Origin of the sequence: Sphingobacterium athyrii, assembly GCF_003071065.1 — a bacterium.
In the GTDB taxonomy this organism is placed as follows: domain Bacteria; phylum Bacteroidota; class Bacteroidia; order Sphingobacteriales; family Sphingobacteriaceae; genus Sphingobacterium; species Sphingobacterium athyrii.
The window spans coordinates 1-16,961 of record NZ_QCXX01000005.1 but is presented as its reverse complement, the minus strand read 5'-3'; the positions used below and the strand labels follow the sequence as shown (position 1 = coordinate 16,961).

Below are 16,961 nucleotides of genomic sequence, written 5' to 3'. Positions count from 1 at the left end.
GATCTGATATTACTATGAAAAGAAATTTAATAACCAAAATAGCTGTCCTGATTGTAGCGTTAATCGCATGTGCTGCTTGTAGCAAGGATATCGTAACCGGAACAGATCCGTACGCAGGAGGTAAAGAACCACTGGGAGTCGGATTTTATATCAACTATCCAGAACCAGGAACGGCCAAACCTGGTGAATTGGTGGATTTTTATGTAAAAGGCCTGAAAGGAAAATTAGATCAAATTAACTTTTTTGTGAATAACACAGCGGTAGAGGTGGTGTCGGCGAAAGATTCACTGGTCACGATTAAAATACCTGCGCAGATTACCTCCGGAAATGCCAAAATCGTTGTGGGTGAAGAAATCTTTTATGGCCCACGGCTGGAAATTGAGGGGAATACTTCCGTAGACGAAAACTATGGTATGGTAAACGGATTTAGAGGCTCAGTATATGATATTCTGCCTAATGCTGGTGGTTTTATTGTCGCTGGATCTTTCTACAATTTCGAAAATGAAGCAGTGGATAAAAAGGTCTATCGCAACGGGGTACATTTTATTGATGCGAATGGCAAGACCAGTACTAATATGGATTTTGGACAGGGGGCATTCGGTGGCGGTTTTGTGCGATCTATCGCAAAGACAGGCGATGGTAAATTTATCTTTGCCGGTGCTTTGGGAACTTTTGCAAAACGAGCTGTAAATAACATTGTCCGTATCAATAATGACGGTGCGATCGATTCCATGATTGTAGAAGTGATCAATCCGGGTAATGACCCGAAAAATTCATTGGATACGGTGTCTGCCTTTAATGGAGGTGTAAACGATATGATTATCAGAGCTTTTACTGTATCGGATAATAAGGTAATTGCGGTAGGTAACTTTACATCGCACTATAGGATTGATTACGACTATTCTTCTCGTGATTCCCGTAAATATATTATCTCGACCGCGAAGAGTATCATTCGCATGAAAGAGGATGGTTCGCTGGATTCTACTTTTGCACTGAATAACTCCGGTGCCAATGGACGGATTATGGATGCAGCCATGATTGATAATGAACGTATTGTCATCGTCGGCGCATTTACGACTTACAATGGTAAGGCGGCCAACGGAATTGCCTGTATCAAATCAGACGGTTCATTGGATGAAACTTTCACCTTAAAAGGAAATATTACCAGATTATTTAAGGTAAGCTATAATAGTACCTTGAAAAAATTAGCTGTTTCGGGCATATTTACAGGCGCTGGTGCTTCAGGAAAGGTAAATAATATTGCCTTGATGAATACAGACGGTACAGTTGATGAGACTTTCATTTTGAAGGATATCGGTACTGGAATTATTAATTATGCACAGATATTGAATAACGGTCAAGTCATTGTTGACGGAACACAAGAAAGCTATGCTGGTGTGTCAAGAGCCAATTTATTGATCTTGGAAAAAAACGGCGAATTACTGCAAAAATATAATTCTTTAGGACCATTCACGGGTGCACTTTTTAAAGTAATCGAGACGAAATCTTCTTTAGGAGAACCTGCATTGTTGTTAGGAGGAAGCATTCTCCAATATGGGCAAAAAACAGTAGGAAACTTCCTACGTTTGGAAATCAAGAATTAACCCAATAAATGAAACTGGTTATGATTAAGTATTTAAAAACTTTGAAACATACTTCTTTAGCTCTTGCTACCTTAATGGTATTAGTTGCTTGTAATAAAGATTTTCCGAACTTGTTGCAGAATTTCAATGAAGCAAAAGATAGTCCAGAAAGTCGTGATAAGGTGTTATTGGTTGTCGTTGATGGGCTTTCAGGTCCTGCCATGCAGGACATTGCTCCAACGAATATCGATTTGATGGCGCGTAACGGTTTGGTGACTTATGGTAGTTTGGCTGATCCGACAATGGATTTTGAGGTAACCAATCAATCGGTTACCGCTGCATTGCTGACCGGTGTTAATAGTGCTAAAAATAAAGTCGTAGGCACAGATTTAAGCCCGATTGACTTGAATAAGTATCCGACAATTTTCACGAAGTTAAAGCAAAACGCGGTAAGCCGTAAATCGAGCCTCTTCACCTCCGATACAAAATATGGTGCTGCTCTGGGTAAAGATGCCGAAGTTAAGGTGGAAAGCAATGATGCTGCGGTGGTAACTGCGGCGAACACTTCGTTGTCAACTACCGAATCCGATCTAAATGTTATCCATTTGACGGAAGTTGATAAAGCCGGAAAATCTTCCGCTTATACCGCCGAGGATACAAAATATGTCGCTGCAGTCAATGTATTGGACAAGCAGGTTAAATCCTTATGGGAAACGATCAAGAAAAGAGCGAGTTTCAATACAGAAAACTGGATTGTGATCATTACTTCGGCTCAGGGTGGGGTATCTACCGATCCTGTAACCGATTTTACTCCATATGGTGATAGTAAAAGAGATACATACACTTTATTTTATTCACCAAAGTTTGCACGTAAAATAGTTCCTAGACCCAACTCTAAAGATATTCCTTTTGTGGCAAATGCGACGAGATTTACCTACTCTGGCAATGGCAAAGTAACAGGAAGTGTTGCCGATGCAACATTGTTTAATATTACGCCTGGGACGGATTGGACTATTACTTTCTTTGCTAAGCACAATGAACCGAATACTAATTATAATTATGCAACATTTTTAGCCAAGCGATTGAAGGGGTTTCAAGATGCGGGATGGAATATCTTTTCCGAAAACGGAGGATGGGGCTTTAATAGCCAAAGTAATGATCAGACTTTTGGCAATTATATCAATGACGGTGAATGGCATGCTCTCACGGTAGTCATCCATGGTAGTGGTGCACAAGATTCCATCTTTGCCTATACCGATGGTACGAAGAATGCGATCTCAGGAAAAGTATCCCGTAATCGGCTAGCAAATGCAAATTTGAGTAACAATGTTCCACTGACTTATGGTTATACTGAAAGAGATGGCAATTCGTTAAATTTATCAATGTGTAATTTACAAGTCTATAACAGGGCATTTAGTTATGAGGAAGTAGTGAAATATGGTGGTGTCACACATATAGATGAAAGTTTTCCCTTTTGGAATAATTTGCAAGCATATTGGCCTGGTTACGATGATGTAAATACATCAATTTTAACGGAGAAAACGGGTAAAGGTGCAGGTAATATTAAACTGACGGGCCCGGTTTCCTGGACAAGTTTCAATGAATTGGTGCCGTTCTTTCAACCACCAATTGAGAAATCCTTTTATCGTCTAGTGCCGAATGCCGTAGATATTCCCTTTATGATTTATCAATGGTTGGGGGTATCGGTAGAATCGTCATGGAATTTGGACGGCAAAAGCTGGACACCAAACTATACACAAATTAGAAAATAACCAAATTTTGACCTAATGAGAAAGAGATATTTAGTTTTTGGATTATTTGTTGGGTTGATGGCTTTTGCCTCCTCCTGCAGTAAATATGGTACTGAGTTTCCAGATGGTTATCAATCTGGAGATTCTACCGAAACCCCACTTCAATCGGATACGACCATGGGTAAAGCTGATAAAAGTTTGTATCACAAGGCTCGGATATATCCCGGATTGGTAGGGGAAAATGTGACCCGTGTTAAGGATACCACAATTTCTATGTTAATGAATAGAAAGTATGTGTCATCTTTTGATTATAAAGTCAGCGTAACGCCAGCGCCAATTTATACCACAGGATTATATGCTCCCGCAGGCGAGGTAATTCGCATCACGGTACCAGCTGGTGCTATTGGTATGACCGTGCAGATAGGTGTACATACAGATAATATAACAGGTAAAGATGCGCCACGTAGGGATCCTATTCTGTACACGAGAAAGGAATTATTCCCGGGAACAAATTACATCAAGAACCTCTATGGTGGAACAATATGGATTATTAATCAGAAAGCCAACACGACCCCTGTTAATATTAAGGTAGCGGGTGCTGTTAAAACCACAGATTTTATTTTAGGGAAGTCCACTGTGGCCGATTGGAAAAAACAGGTCTTATCACAAGATGTTCCTTGGATGGATCTCATCGGGCAACGAGTCGCCTTTTCTGTCCCACGTTCGCTTGTCGTTAAATTTATCCAGTCGGGAAAAATGGATCAGGTGGATGAGGCTTTGCATTTGTGGGATGAGAGCTATATCAAAGATTATTACAATTGGATGGGACTGTCTGCAGATGCCGCCGATCCAAAAAATCGCTATCCAGAGTTTTGGGAAAGAGGTGTGATGGATATCCATCCATCCTTAGGTTATGCCCATAGTGGTAGTCCATGGGTGATGCAAGAAGATGAATATTGGCTGGATGAATTGACCAATCCGAATACGATCAGAAAGGGAACTTCATGGGGATCGTATCATGAAGTGGGGCACAATTATCAGGCGAGCTGGGCCTGGAGCTGGTCTGATTTGGGGGAGACAACAAACAACCTGTTTATTTTTAATGCTGCGCGAAACCGTGGCAATACTTCACGCATAGATTTCCATCCTGCATTGAAGACATCAATTCCTGCAGCGTTAAGATTTGCTGCCCTGACTTCGGCGAAGAATTTTTCCAATTTCCCTGAAGAATTGGGTATCGATGCTGATGACCCTTTTGCGCGATTAACACCATTTCTTCAGATTTTTGATAAAACAACGGGTAAAAATGGAGAGTCAGGCTGGGATTTCTTCCCTTATATCTATAGCAAGGCGAGGAATGAAAATTTTACCAATTCTTTGGATCAGGGAAAACGTGATTACTTCTATCGTCAGCTCTGTAACTTTACAGGAAAGGATTTCAATCGCTTTTTTATCGCTTGGGGGATTCCAGTAAGTAGTTCAGCCAAACGTGAAATGCGTGAAAAATACCCGCCGATGGATCGCGCGATTTGGGAATACAATCCCTTGACATTTACAGGGGGCGAGGGCGTATTGCAACCGCGCTATTTCTTACCTAGTGGTTTGTTCGAATTTACGGCCAATGTTGCAACAGCAACCAACGAAAGTACCGGTAAGTTTAGTGCAATGACGGATGGCGATCCAAATACCTATTGGCATACGTGCTGGTCTGGCTGCTCTATCCCGACGACTTTACCTGTGGAATTAACCATGAATATGAAGGAAGTCAATGTTTTTAAAGGTTTTTATTACAAAAATAGAGTAAATGCGACCTTCGCGACTAAGGTTAACGTTTTTATTAGTAAGGATAATAAAAACTGGACGGATATGGGGCAATATGCGTTGGGTAGCGCCTCCCAAACAACAGCTCAGAATGCAGCAATGAAAGAGTTTGCGTTTTCGAACCTCGTGGAGGCGCAGTACGTGAAATTTGTGTTCCCTGATCCAAATACTGGCGGAGCAGTACACGTGGCGATTGCCGAATTAGGGGTGTTTTACGATATATAAACTTAAGTTATGAAAAGATTATTCAATATAAAGAAAGCCTTAGTTCTTGTCGTTATTGCGGCGTCTTCGTTGGTTGGCTGTACAAAGTATGCCAACCCGCCTGCCATATATGAAGACTATGAACAGAATTTGCAGCAACCGGTTAAACGGAAGGTGCTTTTTATCTCCATTGATGGGTTGGTAGGACAGGAATTAAAAAAGAGCGTACCAATCAATATTGCTGAATTACTCAAGACAAGTAAGTACACCTTTAATGCCCTGGCGGATGAAAATACAAGTAACCCATCTTCTTGGATGACTATGATGAGTGGAGTGACATACGCCAACCATCATATTATTGACGAGTCTTATATTCCAAGACCAAACGAAGATGATCCACACGAAAATGTCGCGGGTTATCCGTCTATGTTGTATCGTATTGCAACAGTAGCCCCATCAATGAAGACAAGCGTCGTATCACGATCGGTTACCTTGAATGATAAGCTGCTTGTAAGTGCAAATGAAACCTATAATGGAGCTACTGATGAAGACGTCAAGAAGAAGGTGTTAGATTTGTTTAACACCAAGAATAGTGACTTTATGATTGTACAATTTACATCCTTATTGGAAGCGGGCGAAAAAGGTGGCTTTACAATGAGCAATAACGATTATGCGAATGCCCTAAAGAAAGTTGATGGTTATATCGGTGAAATAGCAAAAGGGCTATCTGCCCGCAAGAATTATCCAAATGAAGACTGGTTAGTGATTTTAACATCAAACCACGGCGGAATTGGCGACTCTTACGGCGGAAAAACTATGGAAGAACGGAATACATTTGCCATATTTCAAAATAAAAACTTTAAAGGTGTTGAATTGACAGGTAAAGCCATGAGTTATGTCCGGATGTGGGGGTACGATGGTACTGGAAATAAGCCGCTGGGTGTAAGGGCTGTCAGTGATAATTTGGGTAATTCGAGCGACTATGATTTGGCGACCACCAAAGAATTAACGATTTCTGCCCGCTTCAGATTTAATTTGAATAATACCATTATTTCATCGACCTATCAACCAAATACGTATAACTATTGGTACTCCGGTATATTCGGCAAGGATTCGAATACATCGTTGGGTACTCCGGGTTGGATGTATTTTACTTGGGGAAATGATTTGCAAGTGAAGATCAGTGATGGTGTTAAGGAGGCTACTTGCCAAACAGCGAAAGTTAATGGCGAGTGGTATACCATGACCACAGTCATCAAAGCGATCGGAAATGACCAGGTCAATATCAAGATTTATAACAATGGGACATTAGCCCAAGAAACGACGACATCTGGAATGAATGTGGCCAATATCAAAACAAATGATCCCTTGATTTTTGGCTATAGACCAAATATATCCTATGATTTGGTGGATTTTGATGTGTCGAATGTATCCATCTTTAATAAGGCTTTTACACAAGATGAAATCCGTAACTCATTATGTTCTGCGGAAGAATTGACAAAATCTCCTTTCGCCAATAATTTGAAAGGTTATTGGAAGATGTCGCCTGCTGAAAATGGTTCAATTCAAAATGAGGTAGCGGGCAAAAGTGCAATGGGACTTACTGGAGACTTTCATTCCAGGATGACTTCCGAAGTAGTGCCTTGTGAGTTAGGTGACAATGCCGTGTTTATTCAGGCAGCGGACTTTTTTCCACAGATATTTTATTGGTTGGAAGTGCGGACCTTAAAGGACTGGAAATTGGAAGGGCAGGTGTTTTTAAATAAATACGAAGTAGAGTTCCTCTTGCCAAAGCAATAAGAAAATAGATTATAAACTAAGCTCCATCGTACTGGTGGAATAAATGTTATTTAAAGATGAAAAGGAATTTTAAAATGAGCTGGGCATTTAATGTCATTTTAGGAGCTTTTTTACTGAGTATGGGGAGTTGTAAAGAAGAAGAACTTGTGTTTCCGCAGCAAGGGGATCAGGAAGCCATTGTGACGGAGACACGCCCAACAGCAAAGCCAACAAATTTGACTTTTGTATCGGCTTTTAACCAAAAACTAGAAATACATTGGCCCGCTTTGTCAGATCGCGTCGTCAAAGCAGAGATTCGCTATACAGAGGGAGCTGAGGAGAAAATGGTTACGGTGAGCAAATTTGACGAGCCGACAATTATCATTTTCAAAGATTATAAGGTTTATACGGTTACAGTTCAATATTTCACTTCGGACGGAACTGCATCAAAATTAAGTAAGGTTTCATTGAAGCCGGGACCTTATGAAGCGGCCTACAAGCTGACTGGACTTACTTTGGAACCCGTTCCCGGAGGAATAAAATTTGTATTCCCTAAAACTTCAGATCGAGCCATTACAACAAAAATTAGCTATGAACTTGATGGGAAAGAGATCGTACGAACCTTTGATTCGAATAAAGAGAGTGAGGTCGTTATCTCGAATCTGACAGACGAATCCAAGGAAGTAGCTTTCAAGATCTTAACTATGGATGAAGAATTGAAAGTAGCAGTTGTGGACGAGCGGAAGCAAGCGCCCGGAGTATTGGCTTATAAAGGAATACTAAAAACAGTGGTTGCCTTTATGGACGGGAATAATGGGGGACTGGCTTGGACAAATTCGGCTAAGGATCCGGCTACCATTATCGTGAATTACCAATTGAATGGCGCAGCGAAAACTGTACGGATAGATAACAGCACAGATGTCGAAAAAAGAGTATTATTCGACCTTCAGGGTAAGCCTACCGCTTTTACTTTTACAGTAGAAACGGATGGCCTGACCTCGCCTGTGCAAAATGCTGAAGTAAAGGCACCCACATTGTTGAGTAGGTCGACTTGGTCTGCAGAGGTATCTTCGACCGAATCCCAGGAGGGGGCCGCAAATGGGAAAGCGAGCTCGTTGATTGATGGTGATATTGGAACATATTGGCATTCGACCTGGTCTTCGTCAAATAATCCGGTCTACCCACATTGGTTTATAGTTGATTTGGGGAACGTGGAAAATTTTGCGCAGTTTGGAATGATACGGCGACATAATAATAATACGGGTGGTTTTAAAACATTTAATATTGAAACGTCGTTGGACAAAGCGAGTTGGACTATGGTTGGTAAAGACCTGTTTTTTGATTCGGCTGGTCCAGCAGTATGGCATGATTATAATGTATCGATGGTCAAAGCCAGGTATATCCGCATAACTATGACGGAGCCAATGGGCGCTGGTGCGACATCAACGCATTTGGCGGAATTTAGAGCTGCGGGATATGCCCCAATAGTGCTTAAATAATCCGTTTTTAAATCTAGAAAAGGAAGGACAACCCGGCTAATCCATATACCGGGATAAGATGTCTGATTTGAATTTCCCCAGCGAGTGAATGACTTTCTGGGGAAATTTTTTTTGATTCTTCCGATGAGTGACAGAAGGATTTTAATTCAGTAAGTATTTCGACGGGATTCCGGAGCCATAGGCTAAGTGAATCGTATTCCTATTTTTCTGGGCGTTCAGATCTTGGACTATTGAAGATACGGCGATAGTAAACAAGCTGACCGGTGTTGCAGACACCTTGGATAGTAATACAGAACCCTTTGGCCTTACTGTTGTTGAAAAATTTGATCTGCTTGGATGCCGCAGTACTATCTATGGAAACAAATGGATCCCAATAGAGTGTCATGCGATTATCCTCTGGCGTTAGTTCCTTGTCAATCTCACTAGAATAGTCGCGTTGGGTGAACTGCTTGATAGGCATATAACCCAATATGGTCTGTTCGTCTACATATTTACCAAAATCTCGATCTTTTTCTGATGGTGCTAGTTCGAAAATTAAGACTGCTGCGGCTCCGTTTGCAGGCGGAAATGAGCGATAACATTTGATATAGGCATAGTTAGAAACGTCGGCCATTAAAAAAGCTCGGTCTGGATCACGTTTTCTCTGTCCATTTAGATAAGTCACGTAATTATATCCATTCAAATGTCGACGGAGATAATCGTACAAGGACATGTCTCTTTTCTGGACTTCCTCGTCTAGTAATGGAAGCAATATTTGATCCGGTTCGAGATTGGTTGGAATATCTTGCAGCTTGAATCGACGTTCTAAAAGTGAGATATCGCGTTGTCTCTTTGTTAAGCGTTTAACATTAACAGTTGGGAGAATGCGATTTCCTTTAGCATCTGTATAGTAATAGCTCTTAAAATTTGTATGCTCCTGCGGTTTAGAATATCCTGGCTTTTGACCTGCTTTAGAAATAGGGATGTAAAATGGAGTCTTATATTTGTTTGGGGCTACAAAAGTGTAATTGACTTTGAAAGGATAAAATTTCAATAAAGAATGGATCTGGCTGACGCGCGTATCCATAGAATCAAAGACAATTAAGTTGGGCACTGTAAACCTACCGAGAGAATCCATTTCGGCTTCGGTGTATTTGAACCCAAGTCTTTGAAAATCTTTGTAACCAAAAGAGATCCCCCTTCTTTTTCCGGTTTCTTTGAAGTTGCGCTGGTTGTATTTCAGATAGCGTTTGTAGAATTTTGGCCATGTATTAGCCTGCATGCTGATCTGACCGCTTAATACAATCAAGGTATCAGGTTGTATAACTGAGTCTGTGGGACAAACTTCCGAAAGCCAGGATTGACTTTGAATAAAAAGGTCTTTATGTTTGGTCGATTGCAAGATTTTTAATGCACTTGGAATTTCATATGCAGTTATGGGTTTGAAAATAAGATCGGTTACGATATTACTAGAGCTGTCAATAGGTACGTCGATGTCGGTGATCGAAATTGACAAACTTGCTCGCTCAATTGTCTTCGGAAGTGTTAAAGACAGCCTATTTGCAGATTTGCTTCCTGTGCCTTGCTCAATACTTACTCGAGGCGTGATTTCGATTGTATTTTGCCCAATCAGCTGACTTTGTTTGGAAAGTACATTTCCCTGACTATCGCTTATTTGTACTTGCATAATTCCATATTCCAAATCACTATTTTGAATTGGAATATTGGTTTTCTTGGCGCTTGAGACCTCAATGTTCTGCGAAAACAGGAGCCGTTGACCAATGCTCGCTTTTATATAGACTGTTTGTGCTTCATTATTACTTTGTAATTGAATGCTTGTTAAATTTGTGTCTGCCACGATATGGGCTTTAGTGCCTAGGACTGCTTGCGGCAAGCTATTTCTTCGAAGATCCCCTTTGGCGTCTACCCATTCGATCCTATAGCGGGCTGACGTCGATGGGATGAAGGTTACTTCGGCTAGTCCTGCTGAATCGGTTTCAAATGTCGTGATCTGTTTGTTTTGATCGTCCAGCAAGCTCCCCTTTGTCATAAAAGGTAAACCAGATTGGTCGAGTGCATGAAATAGAACCTGATTTTCAATTCCGCTTAATAATATTCCACCGCTGGGCTTTATATGTAAGAATGTTTGTTTGGATTTTGGGTGAGCAGCAGATGATGTTTGTGCCTCATCGAAATGTAATACGCCTAGTTTTTTAAAGTAAGGCTTCTGTACACAATATGGCTGACTTCGTGCGTAAGCATTGATGTAAATATTGTTTCCTTTGAAGTCTGGAGGAATAATAAAAAAGCTTGCACTTATGCCCTCGGTGACCATCGCGACAGATCGTTGAAATTCTATTCCTTCGTCATTGGCCATGCGCATATAGAGGTTGAATACTGTATTGGCAGGCCTTCCATCTTCGAGCAGGTAGGCTTTAAACCAGACCGTGTCGGTAGGAATATAATAATCCCTGTCGGTGTGAATATAAATGCTGCGGCTTTGTGCCTTTAAGTGCAGTGAAGCAAATAGAGTAATTATGGTGAGTAAAATAAGGCGCATGGTTCTTAAATTTTAGTTACTGGCTTTCTTGATAAAATTTATTATTCTTATCGCATCTTATTTGAAACCGAATTTCCGAGGGAAATAAGTTAAAGATAGCATAAAATATTGCGTTAAATTATTACGATAGCCCTATGTAAATTCGGTAAGTCGATATACAATCCTCTATTTTCCTTGAGTAAAGATTACCGATTACACTATTTATAATTTTCAACAGATTGCCGCGGATATCATAGAGGTAAAATTCACCTTTTGAATTTAATACTCCTATTCGCTCAGCATTGCAGTTCATTTCAACGACATTGCTTAGGAGCTGATTCTTGTTTCCTTTTAAAGGAATATATTCAAGGTCAGTTAACAGATCGGAGACGGTTCCCCCTTGTGTTGTTTCGGGAATTATCCTAAGCTTTTCAGTTGGAATGTCTTTTGCATAAATTAGATTTTGGCCTTTAACGTCTATTTTGCTCAAAATCGACAACATGGCTAATAAGAGAATTATGGCCCTCATATTTCTTTAAGTTTATTGGTCAGGTTGAAATAAGTAATTTGTTGGTTATAAAAAAAATAAATAAAGAAATCAATCGATTGCGTAAAATACTCTAGGGATCATGTTTGTTTTTTCTAATAAAAGGAATCTATACCTAAACTAAACCTAAATAAAACCTAAGTAAAGCATATACTAAAGTAAAGGTTGATCAAAGTCTACGGTAAGCTAATCCCTGCACCAAAAATTACAGGTCCGGGAATCCTACGTAAATTCCAAACTGAACCAAGTGCACTGGTAGACGGTTTTGTTGCTCTTGCTATAACTGCAGAGCGGGTACTAGATATTGCAAGCTCTGCCACCCTCTGTTTCTTTGGTTTCGGGGTTCAATCACATCCTATCTCTATTATACATATGTAAGGCATTAAACGCTGGGCTGCGCTGTTGTTCTCCGTTTTGTCGCGTTTCCGCTTCGGATCCGCGGATAACCCGCCTTTCGGGCGCGGAAAGGCCTCCTGCGGAAAAACAATCAGCCACATGTCCAGCCAGTTAGGGTTATATGAAAAGAAAATAAAACAAAAGGCTTGGAAGTCTGCCCGAAAACTCCCTATCTTTGCACCACTCCGCAAGGGAGGAACGGTTACTTCGAAAGAAGAAATCATGAAAAAAGAAGGGTTTAACGAGAGCTTGACAGGATTTAAAATCCCGCTGAGTTTATTTTAAACGCGGAAATCGAGAAAAGAGAAAAGAAAAAAAAACTTCAAAAAGTTTTTGGAAGTTCAGAAAAGATTTCTACCTTTGCAGTCCCAACGGAAACGAAGGGAAAAACAAAAAAGATAAAGACGGCGCAATGCCATCGGAATATAGCGGATACGGAAGTTGAAGCGACAAAAGTTCTTTAAGAAAACACAATCATGTAAGCGTGACGAGTAGACAGACGAAAGTCGAAAGTCATGAACAAATTCAAGAATTAGTTCAATTCGATCCAAGATCAGAGATATAAAAAAAGAATTCTGATTATTATAAATAGTTGGAATCAAAAACTTCATTTTACAATGGAGAGTTTGATCCTGGCTCAGGATGAACGCTAGCGGCAGGCCTAATACATGCAAGTCGGACGGGATCCATCGGAGAGCTTGCTCAAAGATGGTGAGAGTGGCGCACGGGTGCGTAACGCGTGAGCAACCTACCTCTATCAGGGGGATAGCCTCTCGAAAGAGAGATTAACACCGCATAATATAACTATTCGGCATCGTCTGGTTATTAAATATTTATAGGATAGAGATGGGCTCGCGTGACATTAGCTAGTTGGTAGGGTAACGGCTTACCAAGGCGACGATGTCTAGGGGCTCTGAGAGGAGAATCCCCCACACTGGTACTGAGACACGGACCAGACTCCTACGGGAGGCAGCAGTAAGGAATATTGGTCAATGGGCGGAAGCCTGAACCAGCCATGCCGCGTGCAGGATGACTGCCCTATGGGTTGTAAACTGCTTTTGTCCGGGAATAAACCCAGGTACGTGTACCTGGCTGAATGTACCGGAAGAATAAGGATCGGCTAACTCCGTGCCAGCAGCCGCGGTAATACGGAGGATCCGAGCGTTATCCGGATTTATTGGGTTTAAAGGGTGCGTAGGCGGCCCATTAAGTCAGGGGTGAAATACGGTGGCTCAACCATCGCAGTGCCTTTGATACTGATGGGCTTGAATCCATTTGAAGTGGGCGGAATAAGACAAGTAGCGGTGAAATGCATAGATATGTCTTAGAACTCCGATTGCGAAGGCAGCTCACTAAGCTGGTATTGACGCTGATGCACGAAAGCGTGGGGATCGAACAGGATTAGATACCCTGGTAGTCCACGCCCTAAACGATGATAACTCGATGTTGGCGATAGACAGCCAGCGTCCCAGCGAAAGCGTTAAGTTATCCACCTGGGGAGTACGCCCGCAAGGGTGAAACTCAAAGGAATTGACGGGGGCCCGCACAAGCGGAGGAGCATGTGGTTTAATTCGATGATACGCGAGGAACCTTACCCGGGCTTGAAAGTTAGTGAAGGATGCAGAGACGCATCCGTCCTTCGGGACACGAAACTAGGTGCTGCATGGCTGTCGTCAGCTCGTGCCGTGAGGTGTTGGGTTAAGTCCCGCAACGAGCGCAACCCCTATGTTTAGTTGCCAGCATGTAATGGTGGGGACTCTAAACAGACTGCCTGTGCAAACAGTGAGGAAGGTGGGGACGACGTCAAGTCATCATGGCCCTTACGTCCGGGGCTACACACGTGCTACAATGGATGGTACAGCGGGCAGCTACATAGCAATATGATGCTAATCTCTAAAAGCCATTCACAGTTCGGATTGGGGTCTGCAACTCGACCCCATGAAGTTGGATTCGCTAGTAATCGCGTATCAGCAATGACGCGGTGAATACGTTCCCGGGCCTTGTACACACCGCCCGTCAAGCCATGAAAGTTGGGGGTACCTAAAGCATGTGACCGCAAGGAGCGTGTTAGGGTAAAACCGATAATTGGGGCTAAGTCGTAACAAGGTAGCCGTACCGGAAGGTGCGGCTGGAATACCTCCTTTCTAGAGTATCGCGGACCGGTGCTCGTCACGTTACATATGATTGCAAAAGAAGAAAAAACATCAGAAGAAAGTGCCCGCCCCTAATGGAGCGGTCCCTGAGAGAAGAGATGAACAGAATAGCTAGTCCCGTAGCTCAGTTGGTTAGAGCACTACACTGATAATGTAGGGGTCAGCAGTTCAAATCTGCTCGGGACTACGAAAACATAAGGGGAATTAGCTCAGCTGGCTAGAGCACCTGCCTTGCACGCAGGGGGTCAACGGTTCGAATCCGTTATTCTCCACGTCTCCGGGGATGCGTATAACGGTACACATCATAAAATACCGGAAAAAGAGTTCTTTGACATATTGAAAGAGAAAAAAAATTACAAGAGAAGACAACAGTAGAGACAATGCTGGTATGTGCCTGATGTGATGAGGAGACCCTCGGTCAAGGCCGAACGAATCATTGCGTAGCATGCTGGTGTATATATCAAAAGCAGCCGCATAGTAGCAAAAGGCTATGCCGGTGAAGAAAGTAAATAAGGGCACACGGGGGATGCCTAGGCTCTCAGAGGCGAAGAAGGACGTGATAAGCTGCGATAAGCTTTGGGGATTGGCAAATGCGACTTGATCCAGAGATTTCCGAATGGGGCAACCTGACTATTTGAAGAATAGTCGTATAAAACGCGAACGCGCTGAACTGAAACATCTAAGTAGGCGTAGGAGAAGAAAATAACAATGATTTCCCAAGTAGTGGCGAGCGAACGGGAAATAGCCCAAACCGATCATGTTACGGCATGGTCGGGGTTGTAGGACCACGACATTGTACAGCGCTATGAACTGGAAGCAGGTGGGAAACTGCGCGACAAGGGTGAGAGCCCCGTACAGGTAAAGAATGTTGACATAGTGGTATCCTGAGTACCGCGGGACCGGAGAAATCCTGTGGGAATCCACCAGCACCATCTGGTAAGGCTAAATACTCCTGAGAGACCGATAGTGAACCAGTACCGTGAGGGAAAGGTGAAAAGAACCCCGAACAGGGGAGTGAAAAGAACCTGAAACCGTGTGCTTACAAGCGGTTGGAGCAGGCAGGTCCTGTGACAGCGTGCCTTTTGCATAATGAGCCTACGAGTTACTCTTGTCTGGCAAGGTTAAGTCCTTCAGGGACGCAGCCGAAGCGAAAGCGAGTCTTAATAGGGCGCATAGTCAGATGAGGTAGACGCGAAACCTTGTGATCTACCCTTGGGCAGGTTGAAGTTGCAGTAACATGTAATGGAGGACCGAACCGATAAACGTTGAAAAGTTTCCGGATGACCTGAGGGTAGGGGTGAAAGGCCAATCAAACTGGGAAATAGCTCGTACTCCCCGAAATGTTTTTAGGAACAGCGTCGGCATGGAGTCTGATAGAGGTAGAGCTACCGATTGGGTGCGGGGGAGTCAAATCCTACCAAATCCAGACGAACTCCGAATGCTATCAGATATGGCCGGCAGTGAGGCTTTGGGTGCTAAGGTCCAAGGCCGAGAGGGAAAGAACCCAGACCATCAGCTAAGGTCCCCAAATCCGTTCTAAGTTGAACTAACGAGGTCCGGTTGCCCAGACAGCTAGGATGTTGGCTTGGAAGCAGCCATTCATTTAAAGAGTGCGTAACAGCTCACTAGTCGAGCGGCCGGGCGTGGATAATAAACGGGCATCAAGAACGGTACCGAAGCTATGGATTTGCATTGAGATATATGCATCTGGTAGGGGAGCATTCCATATGGGGCGAAGATACCTGGTAATGGGTGTTGGACCGTATGGAAAAGCAAATGTAGGCATAAGTAACGATAAGGCGGGTGGGAAACCCGCCCACCGAAAGACCAAGGTTTCCTGATCAACGTTAATCGGATCAGGGTCAGTCGGGACCTAAGGCGCACCCGAAGGGGGCAAGCCGATGGACAACTGGTTAATATTCCAGTACTCTTCATAACTGCGATGTGGTGACGGAGTAGTGACACTGCCGCGAACTGACGGAATAGTTCGTTGAAAGGCGTAGGTATTGGGTTGTAGGCAAATCCGCAACTCTAGCTGAAACCCAATAGTACAGCAAAGCTCCGGTGGCGCTGATAGAGCAGGTAAACAGACTTCCAAGAAAACCCGCTAAGCTTCAGGTTATGAAGACCCGTACCGCAAACCGACACAGGTGGTCGAGGAGAGAATCCTAAGGTGCTCGAGTGAGTCATGGCTAAGGAACTCGGCAAAATGGCCCTGTAACTTCGGGAGAAGGGGCGCTGTCTCAGTGATGAGCAGCCGCAGTGAAAAGGCCCAGGCGACTGTTTAACAAAAACATATGGCTTTGCAAAATCGCAAGATGAGGTATAAGGCCTGACACCTGCCCGGTGCTGGAAGGTTAAGAGGGGATGTCATCGCAAGAGAAGCATTGAATCGAAGCCCCAGTAAACGGCGGCCGTAACTATAACGGTCCTAAGGTAGCGAAATTCCTTGTCGGGTAAGTTCCGACCTGCACGAATGGTGTAACGATCTGGGCGCTGTCTCAGCCATGAGCTCGGTGAAATTGTGGTATCGGTGAAGACGCCGATTACCCGCAACGGGACGGAAAGACCCCATGCACCTTCACTATAGCTTAACATTGAGATTGGGTACAGGATGTGTAGGATAGGCGGGAGATGTTGAAGCGGCTTCGCCAGGAGTCGTGGAATCAACCTTGAAATACCGCCCTTTCTGTATCCGGTTTCTAACTCG

General features: G+C 43.1%; 8 protein-coding genes, 2 tRNA genes and 2 rRNA genes. 10 read left to right on the top strand and 2 right to left on the bottom strand.

The window, feature by feature from the left end; all coding sequences use genetic code 11:
• The first annotated feature begins 14 nt into the window (after positions 1–14).
• The 5 genes from DCO56_RS18015 to DCO56_RS17995 are packed head-to-tail and all read left to right on the top strand — an operon-like array spanning position 15 to position 8,637.
• Positions 15–1,604: a DUF5008 domain-containing protein gene (locus DCO56_RS18015; protein ID WP_108635153.1), complete on the top strand. Its 1,590-nt coding sequence runs from the start codon at positions 15–17 to the stop codon at positions 1,602–1,604.
• A 20-nt stretch (positions 1,605–1,624) separates the two neighbouring features.
• Positions 1,625–3,355: a DUF4983 domain-containing protein gene (locus tag DCO56_RS18010; protein ID WP_181390597.1), complete on the top strand. Its 1,731-nt coding sequence runs from the start codon at positions 1,625–1,627 to the stop codon at positions 3,353–3,355.
• A gap of 15 nt (positions 3,356–3,370) precedes the next feature.
• Positions 3,371–5,380, top strand: coding sequence for a M60 family metallopeptidase (locus DCO56_RS18005; protein ID WP_108635151.1), 2,010 nt, complete (start codon positions 3,371–3,373; stop codon positions 5,378–5,380).
• 9 nt (positions 5,381–5,389) lie between these two features.
• Entirely contained in the window at positions 5,390–7,159 is a 1,770-nt protein-coding gene (locus DCO56_RS18000; protein WP_108635150.1) for an alkaline phosphatase family protein, read from the top strand.
• Positions 7,160–7,215: 56 nt separating this feature from the next.
• Positions 7,216–8,637 carry a discoidin domain-containing protein gene (locus DCO56_RS17995; RefSeq protein WP_108635149.1) on the top strand — a complete coding sequence of 474 codons (1,422 nt, stop codon included), beginning with the start codon at positions 7,216–7,218 and terminating at the stop codon, positions 8,635–8,637.
• A gap of 199 nt (positions 8,638–8,836) precedes the next feature.
• Here DCO56_RS17995 and DCO56_RS17990 read toward each other — a convergent pair whose 3' ends face one another.
• Together DCO56_RS17990 and DCO56_RS17985 are read right to left on the bottom strand one after the other, a co-directional pair.
• A complete protein-coding gene (locus DCO56_RS17990; RefSeq protein WP_108635148.1) occupies positions 8,837–11,176 on the bottom strand; it encodes a hypothetical protein in 2,340 nt (779 codons plus the stop codon).
• A gap of 121 nt (positions 11,177–11,297) precedes the next feature.
• Entirely contained in the window at positions 11,298–11,684 is a 387-nt protein-coding gene (locus DCO56_RS17985) for a hypothetical protein (protein WP_108635147.1), read from the bottom strand.
• A 513-nt stretch (positions 11,685–12,197) separates the two neighbouring features.
• On the opposite strand from DCO56_RS17985, the gene DCO56_RS17980 reads away from it, so the two are divergent.
• The 5 genes from DCO56_RS17980 to DCO56_RS17960 all read left to right on the top strand — a co-directional run.
• Complete coding sequence (locus DCO56_RS17980) at positions 12,198–12,383, top strand: hypothetical protein (protein WP_146191078.1); 186 nt, start codon at positions 12,198–12,200, stop codon at positions 12,381–12,383.
• Positions 12,384–12,712: 329 nt separating this feature from the next.
• A 16S ribosomal RNA gene (locus tag DCO56_RS17975) occupies positions 12,713–14,242 on the top strand.
• Positions 14,243–14,364: 122 nt separating this feature from the next.
• Positions 14,365–14,438: transfer RNA gene (locus DCO56_RS17970), tRNA-Ile, on the top strand.
• An 11-nt stretch (positions 14,439–14,449) separates the two neighbouring features.
• Positions 14,450–14,523 (top strand) — tRNA-Ala (locus DCO56_RS17965).
• Positions 14,524–14,750: 227 nt separating this feature from the next.
• Positions 14,751–16,961, top strand: a 23S ribosomal RNA gene (locus tag DCO56_RS17960); the annotation flags it as partial.